Raw genomic sequence first — 19500 nt, forward strand, 5'->3', positions numbered from 1 at the left:
TTTCGGCGGTGATGACATGAACGCGGTATTTGTCCTGGAGCAGGCCTGCACCACCGGCCGTGGCGTCGGCCGGCTGGCTGCTGGCCTGCTGCTCGGATTTCTGCTGTTTGCCGCGACACTGATGCCGGACCGGGCCTTTGCCCATGCCGCCCTGATCAAGACCGATCCGGCCGATGGCGCGGTGCTGGCGCAGGCTCCGGCACGGTTCTCCTTGACCTTCAGCGAACCGGTGTCGCCGCTGGTGCTGACGCTGGTGAAGCCCGACGGCACGCGGGTTGCATTGACATCCTTCCGTCTCGGCGACCAGACGGTCGAGATCGACAATCCGCAGACCCTTGGGTCCGGTACGCATGTGCTGAGCTGGCGGGTCATTTCCGCCGACGGTCATCCGGTCGGCGGTTCGCTGCTGTTTTCCATGGGCGCGCCAAGCGCGCCGCCCGCCGTGCCCGAATTTGTCGACTGGCAGTTGCGCTCGGCAATCTGGGTCGGCAAGGTCTTTCTCTACATCGGCCTTTTCCTTGGCGTCGGTGGCGCCTTCGCCTTCGCCTGGTTGGCCCGGGGCGGACAGGCCGGTCGGCGTTTCGTCATCGCTGCCATCCCGTGCGGGCTGGTCGCGGCATCCTCGTCGCTCGGCCTGCAGGGGTTGGATGCACTCGGGGCACCGCTCTCTCATCTGGCTCAGCCGGTCATCTGGCGGACCGGGCTCGGCACCAGTTTCGGCTGGACGGTGCTGATTGCGCTGATGGCGCTCGGCCTCGGCCTGCTGTCGCTGGTCGGGCCGCGCGCGACCGCCAAGCCATTCGCCCTGGCAGGGCTGGCCGGCGTGGGTGCCGCGCTTGCCGCAAGCGGCCACGCCAGTGCCGCCGAACCTCAATGGCTGACGCGGCCGATGGTGTTCCTGCATGGTGTCGGCATCGCTTTCTGGGCTGGCGCGTTGATGCCGCTCGGCCTGGCGCTGAAGGGTCAATCGGCCGAAGCCGTGCCATTCCTTCGCCGGTTTTCTTGGCTGATCCTGCCTGTGGTGGCCGTGCTTGCGGCCGCCGGCATCATGCTTGCCGTCATCCAGGTGCAGACACCCACAGCGCTGGTCAATACCGCCTATGGCCGGCTGTTGCTGATCAAGCTCGGGCTTTTGGTCTTCCTGTTCACACTCGCCGCCGTCAACCGCTGGAAACTCACGGCGTCGGCCGAGGCGGGAGCGACGGAAGTGCAACGCAGGCTGTCTCGCTCGATCGGCGTCGAAATGCTGATCGTGCTGGCGATCTTCGGCGTTGCCGCGGGATGGCGCTTCACGCCGCCGCCACGGGCGCCGGCGATCGCGGCGGCGCAACCCGCCTCGGTCCACATTCACGCGCTGAAGGCGATGGCCGATCTCAGCATCACCCCCGGCCACGTCGGGCCGGTCGTCGCCTCGATGGTCATCATGACCGGCGATTTCGGGCCGCTCGACGCCAAGGAGGTGACGCTGGTGCTTTCAAAACCGGATTCCGGCATCGAGCCGCTGAAGCGCGCCGCGATCAAGTCCGGCGACGGCAGCTGGCGTGTCGACAACCTCGTCATTCCGGTTCCAGGCAAGTGGACGGTACGTATCGATATCCTGGTCTCGGACTTCGAGATGGTGAAGATCGAAGCACCGATCGACGTTCGCGCCGACTAAGGTTTTCGCTAGGTTGGCTCCTTGGCAAAGAATGAGTGGAGTGTTCGCGTGAAAATACCAGGTGGCTATGTTTTCGTTTTCCGCTAGGCTGCGAGTCGCCTTTTGCGGTTCATTGGTTATACTAATGCATTGAGATGTTCGGATCGGGGCGATGCTGCTCACGGAGTGCTTTTCTTGGCAAGAAACAATTAAATTGGCGACTGTATCAGCCCGGTTTATAGTCAAAATATGTTGCGGTCTTCTGGTCTCTTCCGTTGTCTGCGGATGCGATCTCACAGGTAAATCAAGCTTGATCCAGCCGAGTTTGACCCGTGAGGAGCGTCTGAAGTTTGCCGCAGACTCCTACTTCAGAAACCAATGTAAAAAGCAGTGGGCGCTGCTTTGGCCCGTGGCGCGAGAAGGCGATGGCGAAGCCCTTTCGGAGCTTGCCTTTGAGCTTGGGAGAGGGCTCAAAATGCCGGCTTCGGACTCGGATATGAAAGTTGATCAGGGAGACAAGGCAGTTGCCAATGTGGTTGTCATGGCGATCTACGGTGCGGCAGCGTCAAAACATCCTGATGACGGACGCAATCTTAACTACATCTTTGACCCTGCTAGATGGAGGGAGGGCGACGTAACGGTTGTATCCATTCGTTCAGGCTCGATCAGTTATAGCTCAATCAAGCCTCCCTCTCCGGTTTTAATGACAAAATTGAAAAATTGCCTGTCTCAGGCGAATTCCTCGGATGCTGGCGACAGATGTGTCGCTCAGGCCATCGAATTGGGGCTCATTCCAAGCTTTTACGAATACAGCAAAGCCATGGACGCAGTCCTGACCACGTACCGCCCGGAGAACTGCATTCCTCGTCCCTGGTAAGTGGATAGTACCCGATGTCAGAACGTCACTCGACCTCTGGGGAAGTCGCGCCGGGCCGCTCCGTTCTACGAAGATGCAATCGATTACGGCAAAGTGCCTGTCGCAGATCAAATGTGGAGTGGCCCCTAGTCCCCAAGGGATACTTCCTGACTCGGCCTGACCTGAATCCTACACAAGACGGACACAACACAATTCGGCGAGGCGGTTGACGTGACCCGAAAGGCCCGTCAATCATCTCGCCAAGAATGGGCATTCGCGCAAATCGCGAGCTTGAACCAACAAGATCCGAAAGCAGGGAAGAAACGATGGAAAAAGCCGAAATCGGCCTGATCGGCCTTGGCACGATGGGCTCCAACCTGGCGCTCAACATCGCCGAGCACGGCCACCGCATCGCCGTCTTCAACCGCACCAGGGCACGCACCGACGCTTTCGTCGAAAATGCCGGCGTGCTGAAGGAGATGGTGGTGCCTTGCTACAGCCTGGAAGAGCTCGCCGCGGCGATCCGGCCGCCGCGCCCCATCATCATCATGGTGCTGGCCGGCAAGCCGGTCGACGAGCAGATCGCGGCCTTGCGTGGCGTGCTGTCGGCCAATGACATCGTCATCGACGCCGGCAACGCCAATTTCCGCGACACGATGCGGCGCTTCTCCGAACTTTCCGGTTCAGGCCTCACCTTTATCGGCATGGGCGTTTCCGGCGGCGAGGAGGGCGCGCGCCACGGACCGTCGATCATGGTCGGCGGCACCGAAGAGAGCTGGAAGCGCGTCGAGAAAGTGCTGACCGCCATTTCCGCCAAGTTCAAGGATGAACCCTGCGCGGCATGGCTCGGCACCGACGGTGCCGGGCATTTCGTCAAGACCATCCACAACGGCATCGAATATGCCGACATGCAGATGATCGCCGAAATCTACGGCATTCTGCGCGACGGCCTCGGCATGGGGCCGAAGGAGATCGGCACGGTGTTTTCCAACTGGAACAAGGGCCGGCTCAATTCCTACCTGATCGAAATCACCGCCAAGGTGCTGGCCGCCGACGATGCGAAGACCGGCAAGCCTGTGGTCGACATCATCCTCGACCGCGCCGGCCAGAAAGGCACCGGCAAATGGTCTGTCATCGAGGCGCAGCAGCTCGGCATTCCGGCGACGGCGATCGAGGCGGCGGTGGCGGCACGCGTTCTGTCGTCGATCAAGGACGAACGCCTGGCGGCGGAAAAAGCCTATGGCAATGTCGGCGTGTCGAAGATTTCGGGCGACAGGGACGCGCTACTGAAAGACCTCGAACTGGCGCTGTTCGCCGGCAAGATCGCCGCCTATGCGCAGGGTTTCGCGGTTATGAGCGGCGCATCCAAGGAGTTCAACTGGAACCTGCCGATGCCAACCATCGCCAAGATCTGGCGAGCCGGCTGCATCATTCGTTCACAGTTGCTCGACACCATGGCCGAGGCCTTCGGCAAGGGCAGCGCTTCGACCAATCTGTTGATGGCCCCAGCCTTCATCGCCATGATGCAGGAAGCGCATCCGTCGCTGCGGCGCGTCGTGGCAAGAGCATCCGAGGCCGGTGCACCGGTGCCGGCGCTGTCTTCGGCACTTGCCTATTTCGACAGCTACCGCCAGGGCCGCGGCACCTCCAACCTGATCCAGGCGCAGCGTGATTTCTTCGGCGCGCATGGCTTCGAGCGCATCGACGGGCCGGGCGCGTTCCATGGCCCGTGGGGCAGTGGCGCGACTGGCTGATCAGGGCATCGGACAGATCAGTCGGCTGGACGCTGATAGGCCAGCACCTCGCCCGGCAAGCTGAGCGACTGCAGCGAGCCGGGGGCGGCGCCGCCGATCCAGCCGAGCACGGAGCGGGCGAGTTCGGAGCCCGCCAGCCGGAAGTTCTCGTTGACGACGAGCAGTTCCGGCCGGAACAGGTGCAGGAGGTCCGATGACTGCTTGGACACCACATCGACGTCGCGGCCGAGCTTGAGGCCGGCATCCTCGATGCCGGCGACGATGGCGAGTGTCGCGGCGGCGGCGCTGCTGACAAAACCGTCCGGCCGGTTTTCACGGCGCATCAGTTGCGCGGTCCGGCTCCTGATCTGCTCGATCGAATGATCGATCGAAACGGTGTTGAAAGGGATTTCGCTGGCGCCAACCTCGCTCAGCGCATCGGCAAACCCGTTCAGTGTGTGGCTGTAATAGGTCAGCCCGGGCGGCGGCGACAGAAGCGCGAGCTTGCGCCGGCCCATGCTCGCCAAGCGACGCACGGCCTCGATCGCGAAAGCATGGTTGTCGAAGTCGTGGTAGGGGTGGACGACACCCATGTCAGTGCGGCCATGCGTGGCAAAAGGCATGCCGTGCTCCAGCATGTAGCGGGCGCGCGGATCGTTCGGTTGGGTGCGTGAGATGATCACGCCATCGGCAGAGCCGGTCTCGACGAGATAGCGGATTGGCTCCATCGGGTCCTGGGAGCGGGAATAGGGCGTGACGATCAGGTGATAGGGCGTTTCGGCGAGTACTTCCGAAACGCCATAGATGATGTCCGAGACGAAGCTCATGATCTCGCGATCGGTGTTGAGCACGAGGCTGATGACGTTGGTCCTGCCGGTGCGCAGGCGCACGCCGGCGCGGTTCGGCCGATAACCGATCTGCTTGGCCACCAGCTGCACGCGTCGCCGGGTTTCGGCGCCGATTTCCGGTGCATCCTTCAAGGCGCGCGACACGGTGGTGACGCCGAGCCCTGTCATGAAGGCAAGCGTCTTCAGCGTCGGTCGCCCCTGCGCCGACGCCCCTTCCTTCTTGTCCCTGCGTTGTTTGTCCATTCGTCCCGCCCGTCAGGCGCATAGCAGCCGCCGGGCAGGTCGGCAATCACCGCCCCTGCGATACGACATGCGCTCCAGCCCTGATAAAATCTAGATATACTGAAACGTTACAGATTGCCAATATCGAGATGCCGACCGCCTATCGCGAGGGGACGGCTCCTGTGCGAAACCCATTGGGATTCCAGAGGAAATCACGCCCCTTGCCGGATTTCACGCGCCATTCCGCCGTTTTGCACTGCAGCGAGCATGTTGCGGTGCACATAGGGACCTGCCGTTCGCGCGAATTTGTTCGCGGCCCGAAAAAATGTCGAGCTCGTTTCGTTCATGGGGTTGCGCAGCCCACGCAATTGCCGTATCGAAAATCTGTAACGTTTCAGATTCTGGGAGGAACCGAAATGCGATATAAACTTTTGACCGCTGCGCTGGCCGCGACGGCTGCCCTGCAGTTCGCCGGTCCGGCCGCCGCGACCGATCTGGAAGTCACCCACTGGTGGACTTCTGGCGGCGAGGCGGCGGCGGTCGCGGAACTCGCCAAGGCTTTCGACGCAACCGGCAATCACTGGGTGGATGGCGCCATCGCCGGTTCCGGCGGCACGGCGCGGCCGATCATGATCAGCCGCATCACCGGCGGCGATCCGATGGGCGCCACCCAGTTCAACCACGGCCGCCAGGCTGAAGAGCTGGTGCAGGCCGGTCTGATGCGCGACCTCACCGACGTCGCCACCAAGGGCAAGTGGACCGAGATCGTGCGGCCGAAGAGCCTGCTCGACAGCTGCACCATCGACGGCAAGATTTATTGCGTGCCCGTCAACATCCATTCCTGGCAGTGGCTATGGCTGTCGAACGAGGCTTTCGAGAAGGCCGGCGTGCCGGTGCCGAAGAATTGGAATGAATTCGTGGCCGCCGCCCCCGCGCTGGAGAAGGTAGGCATCGTCCCGCTCGCCGTCGGCGGGCAGGCATGGCAATCCTCCGGCGCCTTCGATGTGCTGCTTGCTGCGGTTGGCGGCTCGGATGCCTTCCTCAAGGTCTACAAGGACAAGGACGCCAAATTCGCCGCCGGGCCCGAAGTCGCCAAGGTTTTCAAGGCTGCGGACGATGCCCGCAAGATGGCAAAGAACACCAATGTGCAGGACTGGAACCAGGCCACCAACATGGTCATTACCGGCAAGGCCGGTGGCCAGATCATGGGTGACTGGGCGCAAGGCGAGTTTCAGGTTGCCGGCAAGACCGCCGGCAAGGATTATACTTGCCTGCCGGGCCTTGGGCTGAACGAAGTCATCGCCACTGGCGGCGACGCCTTCTACTTCCCGCTGCTCAAGGATGCCGACAAGGCCAAGGCGCAGGAGGTGCTGGCCCAGACGCTGCTCGATCCCAAGACGCAGGTCGCCTTCAACCTGAAGAAGGGCTCGCTGCCGGTGCGTGGCGATGTCGATGTCAATGCGGCGAACGACTGCATGAAGAAGGGCCTCGCCATCCTCGCCAAGGGCGCCGTCATACCGTGGACGGACCAGTTGCTCTCGCAGGACACCCAGAAGCAGAAGGAAGATCTTTTCTCCGAGTTCTTCGCCAAGCCGGAGCTGACGGTGGAAGACGCGCAGAAGCGCTTCGCCGACCTCATCGCGTCGGCAGACTGACGTTGGAGGCAACCCACCTCGGTCCCGGCCTTGCGAACGCAAGGCCGGGACTACACCGCCCTTACCCAGCCGGCTGACGAGATGAGCAAGAGCGAACGCCCCAACCCGCTGTTCCGCAACCTCAATGCGAAGGTCGCCTCGATCCCGATGATCCTCACCGCAGGGGTGGTTTTCGTCGGCGGTACTCTTTGGACGGTGCTCTATTCCTTCACCAATTCGAAGCTCTTGCCGCGGCTGAATTTCGTCGGGCTCGACCAGTATTACAGGTTGTGGGTGACGCCGCGCTGGCTGATCTCGATCGAGAATCTTCTGATCTACGGCGCCATCTCGCTGGTTTTCTCGCTGGTCATCGGCTTCCTGCTTGCCGCACTGCTTGACCAGAAGATACGCTTCGAGGACACGTTCCGGACCATCTTCCTCTATCCCTTTGCGCTCTCTTTCATCGTCACCGGCCTTGTCTGGCAGTGGCTGCTCAATCCGGATTTCGGCATCCAGCATGTTGTGCGGGAGCTGGGTTGGGAGAGCTTCAGCTTCGACCCGCTCTACAATTCCAGCATCGTCATCTACGGCATATCGATCGCGGCACTGTGGCAGGGCACCGGGCTTATCATGTGCCTGATGCTGGCCGGCCTGCGTGGCATCGACGAGGACATCTGGAAGGCCGCGCGGGTGGACGGAATACCGATGTGGAAGACCTATCTGTTCATCGTCATCCCGATGATGAGGCCGGTCTTCATCACCACGCTCGTCATCATCGCCTCAGGCATCGTCAAGGTCTATGATCTCGTCGTGGCCCAGACCAGCGGCGGCCCGGGCATCGCCTCCGAGGTGCCGGCCAAGTACGTGTATGACTACATGTTCTTCGCCCAGAATCTCGGCCAGGGTTTTGCCGCCTCGACCATGATGCTGCTCTCGGTGGTGATCGTCATCGTGCCATGGGCCTATCTCGAATTCGGGCGGCGCAAATGAGTATGGCAAACACCACTGCTCCAGCAATCGCCGCCGCCAGCCAGGATGTCGCCGGGCCCTACGGCCCAAAACCGCGCCGCATGTTTTCGCGCCGCAACATCTTCCTCTACGGCACACTCTTTGTCATCGCGGCCTACTACCTGTTGCCGCTCTACGTGATGGTCGTCACTTCGCTCAAGGGCATGCCGGAAATCCGGCTTGGGAACATCTTCTCGCCGCCCCTCGAAATCACCTTCGAGCCGTGGGTCAAGGCCTGGTCGACGGCCTGCACCGGATTAAACTGCGACGGGCTTTCGCGCGGCTTCTGGAATTCGGTGCGCATCACCGTGCCGTCGGTGCTGCTGTCGATCGCCATTGCCTCGGTGAACGGCTACGCGCTGGCCAATTGGCGCTTCAAGGGCGCCGACACCTTTTTCGTTATCCTGATCGTCGGTGCCTTCATTCCCTACCAGGTGATGATCTATCCGATCGTCATCATCCTGCGCGAGATCGGCCTCTACGGTAGCCTCAGCGGGCTGGTGATCGTCCATTCCATCTTCGGCATGCCGATCCTGACGTTGCTGTTTCGCAACTATTTTTCCTCCATGCCGGAAGAGCTGTTCAGGGCGGCGCGTGTCGACGGCGCCGGCTTCTGGGGCATCTTCCTGCGCATCATGCTGCCGATGTCACTGCCGATCTTCGTCGTCGCCATCATCCTGCAGGTGACCGGCATCTGGAACGACTTCCTGTTCGGCGTCGTCTACACCCGCCCCGACACTTATCCGATGACGGTGCAGCTCAACAACATCGTCAACTCGGTGCAAGGCGTGAAGGAGTACAACGTCAACATGGCCGCCACCATCCTGACCGGGCTTGTGCCGCTTATCGTCTATTTCATTTCCGGCAAGCTTTTCGTCCGCGGCATCGCCGCCGGCGCGGTGAAAGGGTGATGGCGATGACGGCAGCCAACGGCACCAGCGTTTCGATCCAGAACCTGTCGCTGAATTTCGGTGCGGTGACCGTCCTGGAGACGCTCAATCTCGATGTCGCCAATGGCGAATTCATCGTGCTGCTCGGGCCCTCCGGCTGCGGCAAGTCGACATTGCTCAACTGCATCGCCGGCCTGCTCGATGTCTCGGAAGGTCGCATCTTCATCAAGGGCAAGAACGTCACTTGGGAAGAGCCCAAGGACCGCGGCATCGGCATGGTGTTCCAGTCTTATGCGCTCTATCCGCAGATGACAGTGGAGAAGAACCTGTCCTTCGGCCTGCGCGTCGCCGGCACACCGAAGGACGAGATCGCCAAGCGGATCGCGCGGGCCGCCGAAATCCTGCAGATCGAGCCGCTGCTGCAACGCAAGCCGGCGGCGCTCTCCGGCGGCCAGCGCCAGCGCGTGGCAATCGGGCGCGCGCTGGTGCGCGATGTCGACGTGTTTCTGTTCGACGAGCCGCTGTCCAATCTCGATGCCAAGCTGCGCGCCGAACTGCGTGTCGAGATAAAGCTGCTGCACCGCAAGCTGCAGAACACCATGATCTACGTTACCCACGACCAGATCGAGGCGATGACGCTGGCCGACCGTATTGCAGTCATGAAAGGCGGCGTGATCCAACAACTCGATGCGCCGCAGACCATCTACAACCGCCCGGTCAACCGCTTCGTCGCCGGCTTCCTCGGTTCGCCGGCGATGAATTTCATCGACGGGCAGGTGTCGGCCGGCACTGCTTTCAAGACCGGAGATGTCTCCATACCGCTCGACCGCTACGCTTTCGACGCGGCAGGCAACAGCGGCGGGCCTTGCGTTTTCGGTATCCGGCCCGAGCACGTCGCCTTTGGCGAGGCGGCGAACACCATGCCCTTTGCCACCGATGCCGCCGTCGAGATCGTCGAGCCGATGGGCTCCGACACGCTGGTGTGGACGAAGCTCGGAGGCCACAATTTCTCCTTCCGCGTCGAGGCGGAAAAGACGCTGCGCAATGGCGAGCCAATCCGGATCGGCTTCGATCCCGCCCGCGCCTCGCTGTTCGACAGCCAATCCGGCAACCGCATGTAGCCCCAAGACCCACCATCCCCAAGCAGAACGGACAGAGACGATGAACTGGTCATTCCAACTGTACAGCGCCCGCAATTTCCAGCCCTGGGAAGGCGTGCTCAACACGCTCGGCAAGCTCGGCTACACCGAGGTTGAAGGCTTCGGCGGCGTCTATGACGATCCCAAGGCCTTCCGCGCCGAACTCGACAAGAATGGCCTCGCCATGCCGACCGGACATTTCTCGATCGATGCGCTCGAGAAGGATTTCGACGGCGTACGCAAAATTGCCGACGCGCTCGGCATCACGCTGCTCATCTGTCCCTTTCTGATGCCTGACCAGCGGCCATCCGACGCCGCCGGCTGGCGCGGCTTTGGCGAACGCCTGGCCAAGGTCGGCGCCACCGCGAAAAAGGCCGGCTACGGCTTTGCTTGGCACAACCATGATTTCGAGTTCAAGAAACTTGCCGACGGATCGGTGCCGCAGGACCATATCCTGTCCTCCGCGCCTGACATCGGCTGGGAGATGGACGTCGCCTGGGTGGTGCGCGGCGGCGACGATCCGCTGCCCTGGATCGAGAAACACGGCAAGCGCATCAGCGCCGTTCACGTCAAGGACATCGCCAAGCCCGGCGAAGGGCTGGACGAGGATGGCTGGTCGGATGTCGGCCACGGCACCATCGACTGGGCAGGCCTGGTCAAGGTGCTGCGCGCCAAGAGCGCCGCCAAGTACTTTGTCATGGAACAGGACAACCCGAACGACATCGAGCGCTTCGCCCGCCGTTCGATCGCAACCGTAAAAAACTACTAGGAACAATCAGCATGGCAAAGAAACTGGGTATCGGCGTCATCGGCTGCGGCAACATCTCGAAGGCGTATTTTTCGCTGGCGCCGCTGTTTCGCGGCATCGAGATGCGCGCCTGCGCCGACATCAACATGGATGCCGCCAGGGCGCGGGCAAAGGAGTTCAAGCTGCGCGCCGAGACAGTCGACGGATTGTTGAAGGCCGACGACATCGACATCATCGTCAATCTGACCATCCCGGCGGTGCACTACGAGGTGTCGAAGCAGGTGCTCGACGCCGGCAAGCACGTCTATTCGGAAAAGCCTTTCGTGCTGTCGGTCAAGGAAGGCCAGGACCTCAAGGCGCGAGCGGAGAAGAAGGGGCTGCGCATCGGCTCGGCGCCCGATACCTTCCTCGGCGGTGCGCATCAGCTGGTCCGCGAGCTGATCGACGAGGGAAAACTCGGCAAGATCACCAGCGGCACGTGCCACGTCATGGGCCACGGCATGGAGCACTGGCACCCCAATCCCGACTTCTTCTTCCAGCCTGGCGCTGGACCGGTGCTCGATATCGGACCGTATTACATCACCAATCTGATCCAGCTGATCGGACCGGTGAAACAGGTCGCGGCCTTCGCGACGACGCCGGCCAAGGAGCGCACCATCAGTTCAAAGCCGCGCGCGGGCGAAAAGATCCCGGTCAACACGCCGACGACCATCCATGGCCTGTTGGAATTCGAGAACGGCGCCGTGGTGACGCTGAACACAAGCTGGGATGTCTGGGCCCACGGCCATGCGCCGATGGAACTCTATGGCGAGGCTGGCACGGTGTTTGTGCCGGATCCGAACTTCTTCGGTGGCGATGTGCGCTTCACCGAGGACAGCAAGCCGGTCAAGAAGCTGCCGAAATGGAAGCATCCGTTCGGCGTGCCCAACGAGATGCATTCGCAAGGCATGATGGCCAACTACCGCACCGCTGGCCTCGCCGACATGGCGCTCGCGATCACCGAGGGTCGGCCGCACCGCTGCTCGATGGAACTGGCGCTGCATGCCGTCGACGTGATGACCGGCCTGCTGCGCTCCGGCGAGACCGGCAAGTTCGTCGCCATGCAGACGACATGCGAGCGGCCGGCGGCACTTGGCGTCAAGGAAGCCAAGGAGCTGCTGGCAAAGAAGAAATAGGCCACGCGCCGCCTCCCTCTCCCCGTTCCTGCGGGGAGGGGGTAAGGGAGAGGGGCTGAGCCGACTCGCCGCGTTGTCGCGATGGCAACCGACGGGCTCGCTTCCATCTGAGGATTTCCCATGCCCTACACCCCTGCAGAAAACCGCTACGAGAACATGGTCTACAACCGTTGTGGTCGCTCCGGCCTGAAGCTGCCGGCGATCTCGCTTGGGCTGTGGCACAATTTTGGCAATGATACGCCGCACAAGACCAAGCAGGCGATCGCCCGTAAGGCCTTCGACCTCGGCATCACGCATTTCGACCTCGCCAACAATTACGGTCCGCCGCCCGGTTCGGCGGAGACTGCTTTCGGCGAAATCCTGCGCACCGATTTCGCCGGCTATCGCGATGAGATGATCATCTCGACCAAGGCCGGCTACGAGATGTGGGCCGGCCCTTATGGCGAATGGGGCGGACGCAAATACATGCTGGCCAGCCTCGACCAGAGCCTGAAGCGGATGGGGCTCGACTATGTCGACATCTTCTATTCGCACCGCTTCGATCCCGATACGCCGCTGGAAGAAACCATGGGAGCGCTCGATCATGCCGTGCGCTCGGGCAAGGCGCTCTATGCCGGCATCTCGTCCTACAATTCGCAACGCACCCGCGAGGCCGCCGATATCCTGAAGCAGCTCGGCACGCCCTGCGTCATCCACCAGCCGAGCTATTCGATGCTGAACCGCTGGGTCGAGGAGGACGGCCTGCTCGATACGCTTGAAGGGCTCGGCGTCGGCTCCATCGTGTTCTCGCCGCTGGCGCAAGGCATGCTGACCGACAAATATCTCGGCGGCATCCCGCAGGGCAGCCGGGCCTCCAGGGCAAGTCGCTGAAGACGGCGTTTATCAATGACAGGACCATCGCCAACATCAAGGCGCTCGACGCCATTGCCGGCAAGCGCGGCCAGACACTGGCGCAGATGGCGCTGGCCTGGGTGCTGCGCAAGGGCAAGGTGACCTCGGCGCTGATCGGCGCCAGCCGGCCGGAGCAGGTCGAGGACTGCGTCGGCGCGCTCAAGGTGCTCGACTTCAGCGATGCCGAACTCGCCGAGATCGATACCTACGCGCGCGAGTCCGACATCAATCTGTGGGCGGCATCGGCCGAACGCGAAGGCCCGCCGAGGAAATAGGCTTCTTGGTTGGCCGGCAAAGCGAAACGGCGGGAGTTTCTCCCGCCGTTTTGATAGACAAGCGAAATGGCCGTATTTTCAGGGTGTTTTCGGCTTCTGGGCAGTGCCGAGCCCGACCTTGGGCTTTTCCGGAGCCGGAGCCGACGTCTTCATCTTCGCCTCGATCCAGCTCGTGTAGTTGGCCAGCCGCGTGTAGATGCCATAGGCGTCCTTGTGGCCGCAGGCAGCACTTCCGTCCGCCGGCCCTTCGCCCCAGCTGACGACGCCGACCTGGACCGGGCCGCCGGCGCCGGTCATGAACAGCGGGCCGCCGCTATCGCCATTGCAGGCGTCGCGCACGCCGCTGGTGGTGCCGGCGCAGATCATGTTGTTGGTCAGCGGGTCGGTCATGTCGGCGGCGATCGCATTGGCGGCGGCTTCGATGCCCTTTTCCGAGTAGCGCATGCGGTGGGACAGATCGCCCAATGCTGCCTTCAGATCATGCGCATAGATGGCCTTGATGCCGCTGTTGCAGGCGCTATTCGGCTGGAGGTCGAGGTCGGCAACCATCAGCGTGGTGGGAAAGGTCCCGTCCTGCATCTTGCCCCAGCCGGTGACGGTCGTCTTGCCGGTATCGGGGGTAGCCTCGTGGGTAAGCTTGATGGTCGGTGCATCGGCCGGCTCGGCAAGCCGGAGCAGGCCGAGGTCGTTGTCGAGTGTCTGCTCGCTGTAGCCTTCGTTGACGATGACCTCCACCACCTTGTGGCGCTTGCCCTCGCTCAGCTCGGTGGCGCCGGTCAGCACGGTGACAGAGTCTGGCGAAATCGGCTGGCCCTTGTCGTTGAGGCAGTGCGCCGCGGTCAGCACCCATTGCGGCGCGATCAGGCTGCCGCCGCAGAATTGTGCATTGGCCTGCGAGGCCGGGTTCTCGTCCAGCCTGTCGGTGGTAAGCAGCGCGACCTGGAACGGGTAGGCGCCCTTTTCGGCCTGGTTGCCGCCATAGACGCGGTCGCTGCCTTCGGGATTCTCCGCCGCAGCCTTGGCCCTGGCATCCGCGACACGTTTCATCGGCGAGATCGCCGCTTCGGGCCTGGCGATGTCATCCGCCCGGCTGGTGTTGATTGATATAACGGCAGCGGCGATGCCAAGCAGCGAAGCGGCAACGATTGGCCCGAACCGACTTGTGATGTGCACCTGAACCCTCCTGAGACCATTTTCCCGTGCAGGCCGGCGCCGGGACATGATGCAATAAGGCGGCGCCGGTTTCGAGATCCGGACGCGTGCCACTTTCAATTGGCGCGCGATCGGTCACAAAACCGAATCCCACTTTTGCTAACCGTGCCCGCGAGCAGAACCCGCACAAACCCTATAGCCCCCCACGGGCTACGTGGAAGTGATTTGTCATTGCCAATGTTGGATTATTTTAGGCAGTATATCGCCGCGGGCGTTTTTTGGCGGGGGCCTTCAAATGACCGTGCAGAACAACGATCGGGCCGAACGCCGGAGGGGAAACTCATTTTTCGGCGTCACCACGATCTCGACAATATTTCTGTATTTTGATCCAGTCCTTGCTGACTTTTGGGAGAGTCTCACCATGACAAAACTGACAAACGCACTCATTGCGTCCGCATTGCTTTCCACGGCGATGTGGACGGCCCCTGTATTCGCCGCCGATCCTGGCTCCGCCAATGCCGGCAACGGCGAAAGCATGCGGGACGTGACTTCAGGCGACTACAAGCCCGGGCGGGCAAAACCAATCGCGCCACCGAAGCTGACTGACGAAGACAGCCGCGCCGCGCCGCTTGCCGACGAGGCAACGGCTGTCAAATCCTATGGCATCGTCGGACGTTCCGCCGATGGCAAGGAGATCAAGATCGAACCGAGCGAAGCGCTGCGGGACCTTATCATCAAGGAACTGAACGCGCCGGCCAATGGAGCTGAAGGTGGTCCGCGCAAGACCGAGGATCCGGGGCTTGGCGAAGGCGAAGCCGGCCGTCAGGTTTTCGGCACCGACGATCGCGAGCAGGTCAGGAACACCAAGACCTATCCGTTCTCGGCAATCGGCTATCTCGAAGCCAAATCGGCGAAGACGGGCAGCTACGGCAGCTGCTCGGCAACGCTGATCGGCCCCCGCACGGTGCTCACCGCGGCGCACTGCCTCTACAGCCATGAGGACAAGGACTGGCTCTCCGAATATCTGTTCGTTCCAGGCCTCAATGGCAGCACCGCCGATGACGCGCCGTTCGGCGCCTTCACCTATGAAAGCGCCTATGTGCTGCAAGGCTTCATCGACAACTACCAGGGCTATTATGGTTCGGTCATCCCGTGGGATCTCGGCATCATCACGCTGAAGCAGGATGTCGGCACCAACCTCGGCTGGCTGGGCTATGCCAACTATGACGATCTTGGCGACTTCACCGCCAACCTCGTCGGCTATCCCGGCGACAAGCCGATGGGCACGATGTGGAAAGCGAACTGCGAGGTTCATGCCGAGAACATCGCCCCTGAATATTTCCAGTATGACTGCGATACGTTCCCGGGATCGAGCGGCAGTTCGGTCTATGCCTACGACAACAGCTCCAAGCAGCGCATCATCACCGGCGTCAACGTGGCGGAAAGCCCGGAAGCGAATACGGCCGTGCGCCTGAACGCCGCGAACGTCCAGTGGATCAACAGCCTGTATAAATAGTCCTTGCGCATTCGCAGTGGAGACATGGGCGGCGGACCAGTTCCGCCGCCCTTTTCATGCCAGCGCTTCCTTTGCGGCTTCTCTTGCACGAGGCTGGCCCGCCGACTACGCTTGACCGGCCAAGGGGTTGGCATCCGAAGGGGCTCAAGGGATGACGCGGGCAAGGGCAGTGTTGGGGATCTCGGCCGCATCGATGCTGGCCGCGCTGATGCTTTCACCAGCCTTCGCCGATCCGGCGGCCGCACCCGCCGGCGGTGCGTGGGCGGAACGGGTGCAGATACTCTACCAGGCAGAGACGCGCTCGGTGCTGCGCAAGACGGTCCGGGTATGGGACTTCCATCCGGAAAAGAATCTCGACTTCGTCTGGGAGCCGGCGGCGGGCCAGTCGCCCGACAGGACGATCGCCGAGGACGGCACCATCAACGGCAAGGGCCGGCTGGTCTGGCGTGTGCGCGGCTCGGCGAACTACGATCCGAAGACCATCTATTCCAGCTACTTCGGTGACGTCAGGAATGGCCGCCCCGACGGGCAAGGCCGGCTCGAACTGCGTTCGGGCGAGGTTTTCGACGGGCATTGGCTCGCCGGCGCACTCGATGGAACCGGTATCCATGTCGATGCCGATGGCAACCGCTATGAGGGTCGGTTCGTCAACGGCATCCCGAATGGCAAGGGTCGGCTGCTGTCGACCACTGGTGAAATATTCGCAGGCTCATTCGTCGAGGGCCTGAAGAACGGCAAGGGCCACACTCGGCTGGCCGGCGGCACGGTTTACGAGTCGCAGTGGGTGATGGGCAGGGAGGTCGGCGGCTCGCGTCCCGACGTGCTGGCCGATGCCAGGATCGGCGGGCTCATCAAGGCGCAGGCCGGCGGTGGCGATGCCGACAAGGTTGAGATCGGCGTCGTCGTCGACCAGCGCATGACCCAGCAGTCCGACATGCAGTACCAGCATCTGGTGCGCGACGAGGACATCGCGATCTATCCGCTGTCGGACGAGTACAATGACAGCTGGAACGGCACCGGGCAGGTCACCACCAACAATGTCTATGGCAGCACGGACTGGGAGGACACGCCGGCCTTCGCCGAGGTCGATCTGAAGACGTCAGACCAGTCCAGGGTCAAGCTCGACAGCCTGGAGATGAAGGTCGCCGCCAGCGACGCCTACCGCAAACCGATGCTGTCGATATCGGAGCATTTCGGCTGCGTCGGCTTTAGGCCGGATTTCTCGATCATCAACAATGGCTGGGGCGAGGCCAAGGACATGAAGATGTCGATCCAGTTCACAGCGGTGGACGAGGAAGGCAACCCAACCGGCGACCCAAGCCGCATGTTCAGCAAGGACATCGGCAGTTTCGGCGAGGGCGTCGACGTGTCGATCAAGAGCGTGCTTACGGAAGCAGGCGTCGATACGGCCAGCCTGGAGACGGGGCGTTTTCCCTGTCCGTCGGTGGACAGTCTCAATGTCTGCCGCAGCCAGCTTACCAACAAGATCAAGTTCGGGGAGGTCGCCGACTATCTCGGCAGCATGCAACAGGCGATGACGCTGAATGCAATCGGCAAGTTCGACTATTCCTGGGCGGATGACGAAGGTCATGTCTACCAGCAGAGCGAGCCGTTCAGGACCTCCGTGACCATGGCGGTTTTCGAGACGCCGGAATCGATGGCCGAATGCGGCGATGGCGGGGGTGGTACTCCCGAGGCGATGCGCTACCAGAACATCGAGTTCCCGATCGACAAGCACGACTATACGATCGCCATGCCGGTGCGTGGCAACAAGAACGTCAGCGCCTACACGGCCCGGCTGAAAATGTGGTCGTCGATGTCGTCGATCCACCGCTTCAGCATTGCCGCGCATTTCGCCGATGGCAGCGTGCGCGAAAGCAAGCCGGTGAGCTTCTTCTATTTCCGGCCGAAGCAGTCGCTGTTCGAGACCAAGACCGAACCGGCGGTCTGCTATCTGCCGCGGGAGATGGTCGGTTGCGGCTAGGGTATGTTGATATTCAGCCGGCCCGCAAAGCGTAACTACTTCCGTCCCATTTCGAAATAGTTGGGCAGCGGAACGAGCCTTGTGAAGATGGTGCCCTGGGCGAAGATGCGCAGTTCCAGCATCGATCCTGATGACCGTTCCGCACTTTGGTCGAACAGGAAATTGCCAAGCGAATAGACCTCCGCCACATCGCCGCCGGCAAGCGGGACGATCGCTTCGCTCGACACATGCGGATGGCCGCCGACAATGACTGAAACGCCACGCAGCCGCATCTGGTCGGCAAGCATGTCTTCGCGCGCCGACGGTTCGGTCTTGTATTCGCGGCCCCAGTGGACGAAGGCGACCACCGGCCGCTCGGCATTCTCGTGCAGCAGCCGGTCGAGCAGCGCCGGGGTGAGCAAATCGGTGTTCTTCGAACCATTGGTGTCGATGTCGGTCAGGCCGACAAGGTCAAGATCGGCCAGCGCCAGCGTCTCGCCCTGGCCGAAATGCGGAATGCCGGCTGCGTCGAGGGCGCGCAACGTCTCGGCATGGCCTGACGGGCCGAGATCGTAAGCGTGATTGTTGGCGAGCCCGACGCCGGCGACATGCAGCCTCTTCAGCATGTCGACAGCCAGGCCTTGCGGCATCGCCAGCGTCATGTCGTCGATCGCTTCCGGCACGTTGGGCAGGACGACGCCTTCGAGGTTGACGATCAGCGGCCGTGATCCGGTCAGGGCCAGCACGCTGTCGACGATCCGGTCGGCAACCCCGTCGCGTAGCAGGATCTTCTTCATGGCGCGGCCAAAATTCACGTCTCCGGCGAGATAGTAGATCCTGTCCTTTGGCCGTGCCGGGTTGTTGAAGCCGGGACCGAAGGCGCCGAACAGCGCCACCACGTAGCTGGTGGTCCGCTCGACATAGTCCGACGTGTGCTCCTGCGAGTTCTCGTTGGCGACGACGAGTGGCTGGGCGCCGAACAATTCGCGCTGCAGCCTGGTCTGGATGTAGAGCGCGCCGACGGAATCGGCATGATCGGGCTGGCGTAGCGCGGCGATGCCGTCGAGCGACCCGGCTGCCAGCATGTTCAGCGTCTGCTGGTCGAAGCGGCGTGCATTGTGCTGCGGCAGATAGTGAGAGAAGTCGGTCGATTCGACGATCAGCGTGTCCTGGTCGACAATCGGCTTCAGGGCCTCTGCCAACCTGTCCCAGTCGCCACGCCGCGCCTTGACCGACATTGCGACGGGCACGATTTTCGCCTCGGGAAAATAATGGTGCAGGAAGGGCAGCATGGCGCGCACGCCGTGCTCCTTGTCGAACAGGCAGGACTCCTCGACCATGTCGCTGTTTGTTTCCAGAAGGCGCACGGCGTTGGTGTCGGCGGCGACCGGACCAAGCACGGTATCGAAACCACGCAGCGTTGTGGCGTAAAGCTTGTGCGTCTTGTGGAAGTGGTCTGGTGACAGGATGACGATGCGCTTGTAGCGGAAGCCGGACGCTGCCCGGAACCCCAGCGCCACCAGGTCGGCGGCCAGCAAATGATGCGGCACCGTGATGCCGGTCAAGCGCTGATTGGAGGGTTTGACATTGGCGACGCTGGCGATGGCATCCTTGAACAGCGTGGCGTCGTCGTAGAAAGGCGGAAAGTTATCGATTCCTGGCGGGCAGACGATGGGATTGGCGAAGGCTTGAAGGGGGAGGAAGGTGAGGAGCGTGACTGCAAAGATCAGCAGGATGCCGGTCTTCGCCCAGGCACTCCCCTCTGTCCTGCCGGACATCTCCCCCGCAAGGGGAGAGATTGTTCTCTTCGCCGT

The 19500-nt window shown here is 62.2% G+C and carries 14 protein-coding genes and 1 pseudogene; 12 read left to right on the forward strand and 3 right to left on the reverse strand.

Annotation, left to right across the window (positions count from 1 at the left end; all coding sequences use genetic code 11):
- Window positions 1–16: 16 nt before the first annotated feature.
- The 3 genes from AC56QQ_RS07435 (at window position 17) to gnd (ending at window position 4246) form a co-directional block, all read left to right on the forward strand.
- On the forward strand, window positions 17–1657 hold the full coding sequence (locus tag AC56QQ_RS07435) for a copper resistance CopC/CopD family protein (protein WP_497126137.1): 1641 nt from the start codon (window positions 17–19) through the stop codon (window positions 1655–1657).
- 151 nt (window positions 1658–1808) lie between these two features.
- Entirely contained in the window at window positions 1809–2513 is a 705-nt protein-coding gene (locus AC56QQ_RS07440) for a hypothetical protein (protein ID WP_497126140.1), read from the forward strand.
- Between the two features lie 305 nt (window positions 2514–2818).
- Window positions 2819–4246 (forward strand): NADP-dependent phosphogluconate dehydrogenase, encoded by a 1428-nt coding sequence (gene gnd / locus AC56QQ_RS07445; RefSeq protein ID WP_497126142.1) that lies wholly within the window; start codon window positions 2819–2821, stop codon window positions 4244–4246.
- A gap of 17 nt (window positions 4247–4263) precedes the next feature.
- On the opposite strand, the gene AC56QQ_RS07450 is transcribed toward gnd, so the two are convergent.
- Window positions 4264–5316: a LacI family transcriptional regulator gene (locus tag AC56QQ_RS07450; RefSeq protein WP_497126144.1), complete on the reverse strand. Its 1053-nt coding sequence runs from the start codon at window positions 5314–5316 to the stop codon at window positions 4264–4266.
- A 395-nt stretch (window positions 5317–5711) separates the two neighbouring features.
- Between AC56QQ_RS07450 and AC56QQ_RS07455 the strand changes: the two genes are divergently transcribed.
- The 7 genes and pseudogenes from AC56QQ_RS07455 to mgrA all read left to right on the forward strand — a co-directional run bounded on the left by AC56QQ_RS07455 (window position 5712) and on the right by mgrA (window position 13055).
- A complete protein-coding gene (locus AC56QQ_RS07455) occupies window positions 5712–6950 on the forward strand; it encodes an ABC transporter substrate-binding protein (RefSeq protein ID WP_497126146.1) in 1239 nt (412 codons plus the stop codon).
- A gap of 81 nt (window positions 6951–7031) precedes the next feature.
- Entirely contained in the window at window positions 7032–7919 is an 888-nt protein-coding gene (locus AC56QQ_RS07460) for a carbohydrate ABC transporter permease (RefSeq protein ID WP_497126149.1), read from the forward strand.
- Complete coding sequence (locus AC56QQ_RS07465; RefSeq protein ID WP_497126152.1) at window positions 7916–8848, forward strand: carbohydrate ABC transporter permease; 933 nt, start codon at window positions 7916–7918, stop codon at window positions 8846–8848. Before AC56QQ_RS07460 ends, AC56QQ_RS07465 begins: the two co-directional genes overlap by 4 nt.
- 5 nt (window positions 8849–8853) lie before the next feature.
- Complete coding sequence (locus AC56QQ_RS07470) at window positions 8854–9948, forward strand: ABC transporter ATP-binding protein (protein WP_497126154.1); 1095 nt, start codon at window positions 8854–8856, stop codon at window positions 9946–9948.
- A 40-nt stretch (window positions 9949–9988) separates the two neighbouring features.
- Window positions 9989–10735, forward strand: coding sequence for a sugar phosphate isomerase/epimerase family protein (locus tag AC56QQ_RS07475; protein WP_497126157.1), 747 nt, complete (start codon window positions 9989–9991; stop codon window positions 10733–10735).
- A gap of 11 nt (window positions 10736–10746) precedes the next feature.
- Window positions 10747–11889 (forward strand): Gfo/Idh/MocA family protein, encoded by a 1143-nt coding sequence (locus tag AC56QQ_RS07480; protein ID WP_256751631.1) that lies wholly within the window; start codon window positions 10747–10749, stop codon window positions 11887–11889.
- Window positions 11890–12009: 120 nt separating this feature from the next.
- Window positions 12010–13055 (forward strand): annotated as a pseudogene (mgrA, locus tag AC56QQ_RS07485) (L-glyceraldehyde 3-phosphate reductase).
- 78 nt (window positions 13056–13133) lie between these two features.
- Here the strand turns inward: mgrA and AC56QQ_RS07490 are convergent.
- On the reverse strand, window positions 13134–14228 hold the full coding sequence (locus AC56QQ_RS07490) for a S1 family serine peptidase (protein WP_497126160.1): 1095 nt from the start codon (window positions 14226–14228) through the stop codon (window positions 13134–13136).
- 400 nt (window positions 14229–14628) lie between these two features.
- Here AC56QQ_RS07490 and AC56QQ_RS07495 point away from each other — a divergent pair, with 400 nt between their 5' ends.
- Both AC56QQ_RS07495 and AC56QQ_RS07500 read left to right on the forward strand, forming a co-directional pair.
- Window positions 14629–15723 (forward strand): trypsin-like serine peptidase, encoded by a 1095-nt coding sequence (locus AC56QQ_RS07495; RefSeq protein WP_489863313.1) that lies wholly within the window; start codon window positions 14629–14631, stop codon window positions 15721–15723.
- Window positions 15724–15892: 169 nt separating this feature from the next.
- The gene (locus tag AC56QQ_RS07500; RefSeq protein WP_497126162.1) at window positions 15893–17707 is read left to right on the forward strand and encodes an MORN repeat-containing protein; all 1815 of its coding nucleotides are present in this window, start codon (window positions 15893–15895) and stop codon (window positions 17705–17707) included.
- Window positions 17708–17742: 35 nt separating this feature from the next.
- On the opposite strand, the gene amrB is transcribed toward AC56QQ_RS07500, so the two are convergent.
- Window positions 17743–19464 (reverse strand): AmmeMemoRadiSam system protein B, encoded by a 1722-nt coding sequence (gene amrB, locus AC56QQ_RS07505; protein WP_497126164.1) that lies wholly within the window; start codon window positions 19462–19464, stop codon window positions 17743–17745.
- Window positions 19465–19500 lie beyond the last annotated feature (36 nt).

Source organism: Mesorhizobium sp. RCAM 05099 (assembly GCF_059683685.1).

What these genes read in the sequence shown, in the direction of transcription:
- AC56QQ_RS07475 (WP_497126157.1), top strand. Translation starts at nt 9,989, where the DNA reads ATGAACTGGTCATTCCAACTGTACAGCGCCCGCAATTTCCAGCCCTGG.
- AC56QQ_RS07455 (WP_497126146.1), top strand. Translation starts at nt 5,712, where the DNA reads ATGCGATATAAACTTTTGACCGCTGCGCTGGCCGCGACGGCTGCCCTG.
- AC56QQ_RS07465 (WP_497126152.1), top strand. Translation starts at nt 7,916, where the DNA reads ATGAGTATGGCAAACACCACTGCTCCAGCAATCGCCGCCGCCAGCCAG.
- AC56QQ_RS07480 (WP_256751631.1), top strand. Translation starts at nt 10,747, where the DNA reads ATGGCAAAGAAACTGGGTATCGGCGTCATCGGCTGCGGCAACATCTCG.
- amrB (WP_497126164.1), bottom strand. Translation starts at nt 19,464, where the DNA reads ATGTCCGGCAGGACAGAGGGGAGTGCCTGGGCGAAGACCGGCATCCTG.
- AC56QQ_RS07440 (WP_497126140.1), top strand. Translation starts at nt 1,809, where the DNA reads ATGCTGCTCACGGAGTGCTTTTCTTGGCAAGAAACAATTAAATTGGCG.
- AC56QQ_RS07495 (WP_489863313.1), top strand. Translation starts at nt 14,629, where the DNA reads ATGACAAAACTGACAAACGCACTCATTGCGTCCGCATTGCTTTCCACG.
- AC56QQ_RS07460 (WP_497126149.1), top strand. Translation starts at nt 7,032, where the DNA reads ATGAGCAAGAGCGAACGCCCCAACCCGCTGTTCCGCAACCTCAATGCG.
- gnd (WP_497126142.1), top strand. Translation starts at nt 2,819, where the DNA reads ATGGAAAAAGCCGAAATCGGCCTGATCGGCCTTGGCACGATGGGCTCC.
- AC56QQ_RS07470 (WP_497126154.1), top strand. Translation starts at nt 8,854, where the DNA reads ATGACGGCAGCCAACGGCACCAGCGTTTCGATCCAGAACCTGTCGCTG.
- AC56QQ_RS07450 (WP_497126144.1), bottom strand. Translation starts at nt 5,316, where the DNA reads ATGGACAAACAACGCAGGGACAAGAAGGAAGGGGCGTCGGCGCAGGGG.
- AC56QQ_RS07435 (WP_497126137.1), top strand. Translation starts at nt 17, where the DNA reads ATGAACGCGGTATTTGTCCTGGAGCAGGCCTGCACCACCGGCCGTGGC.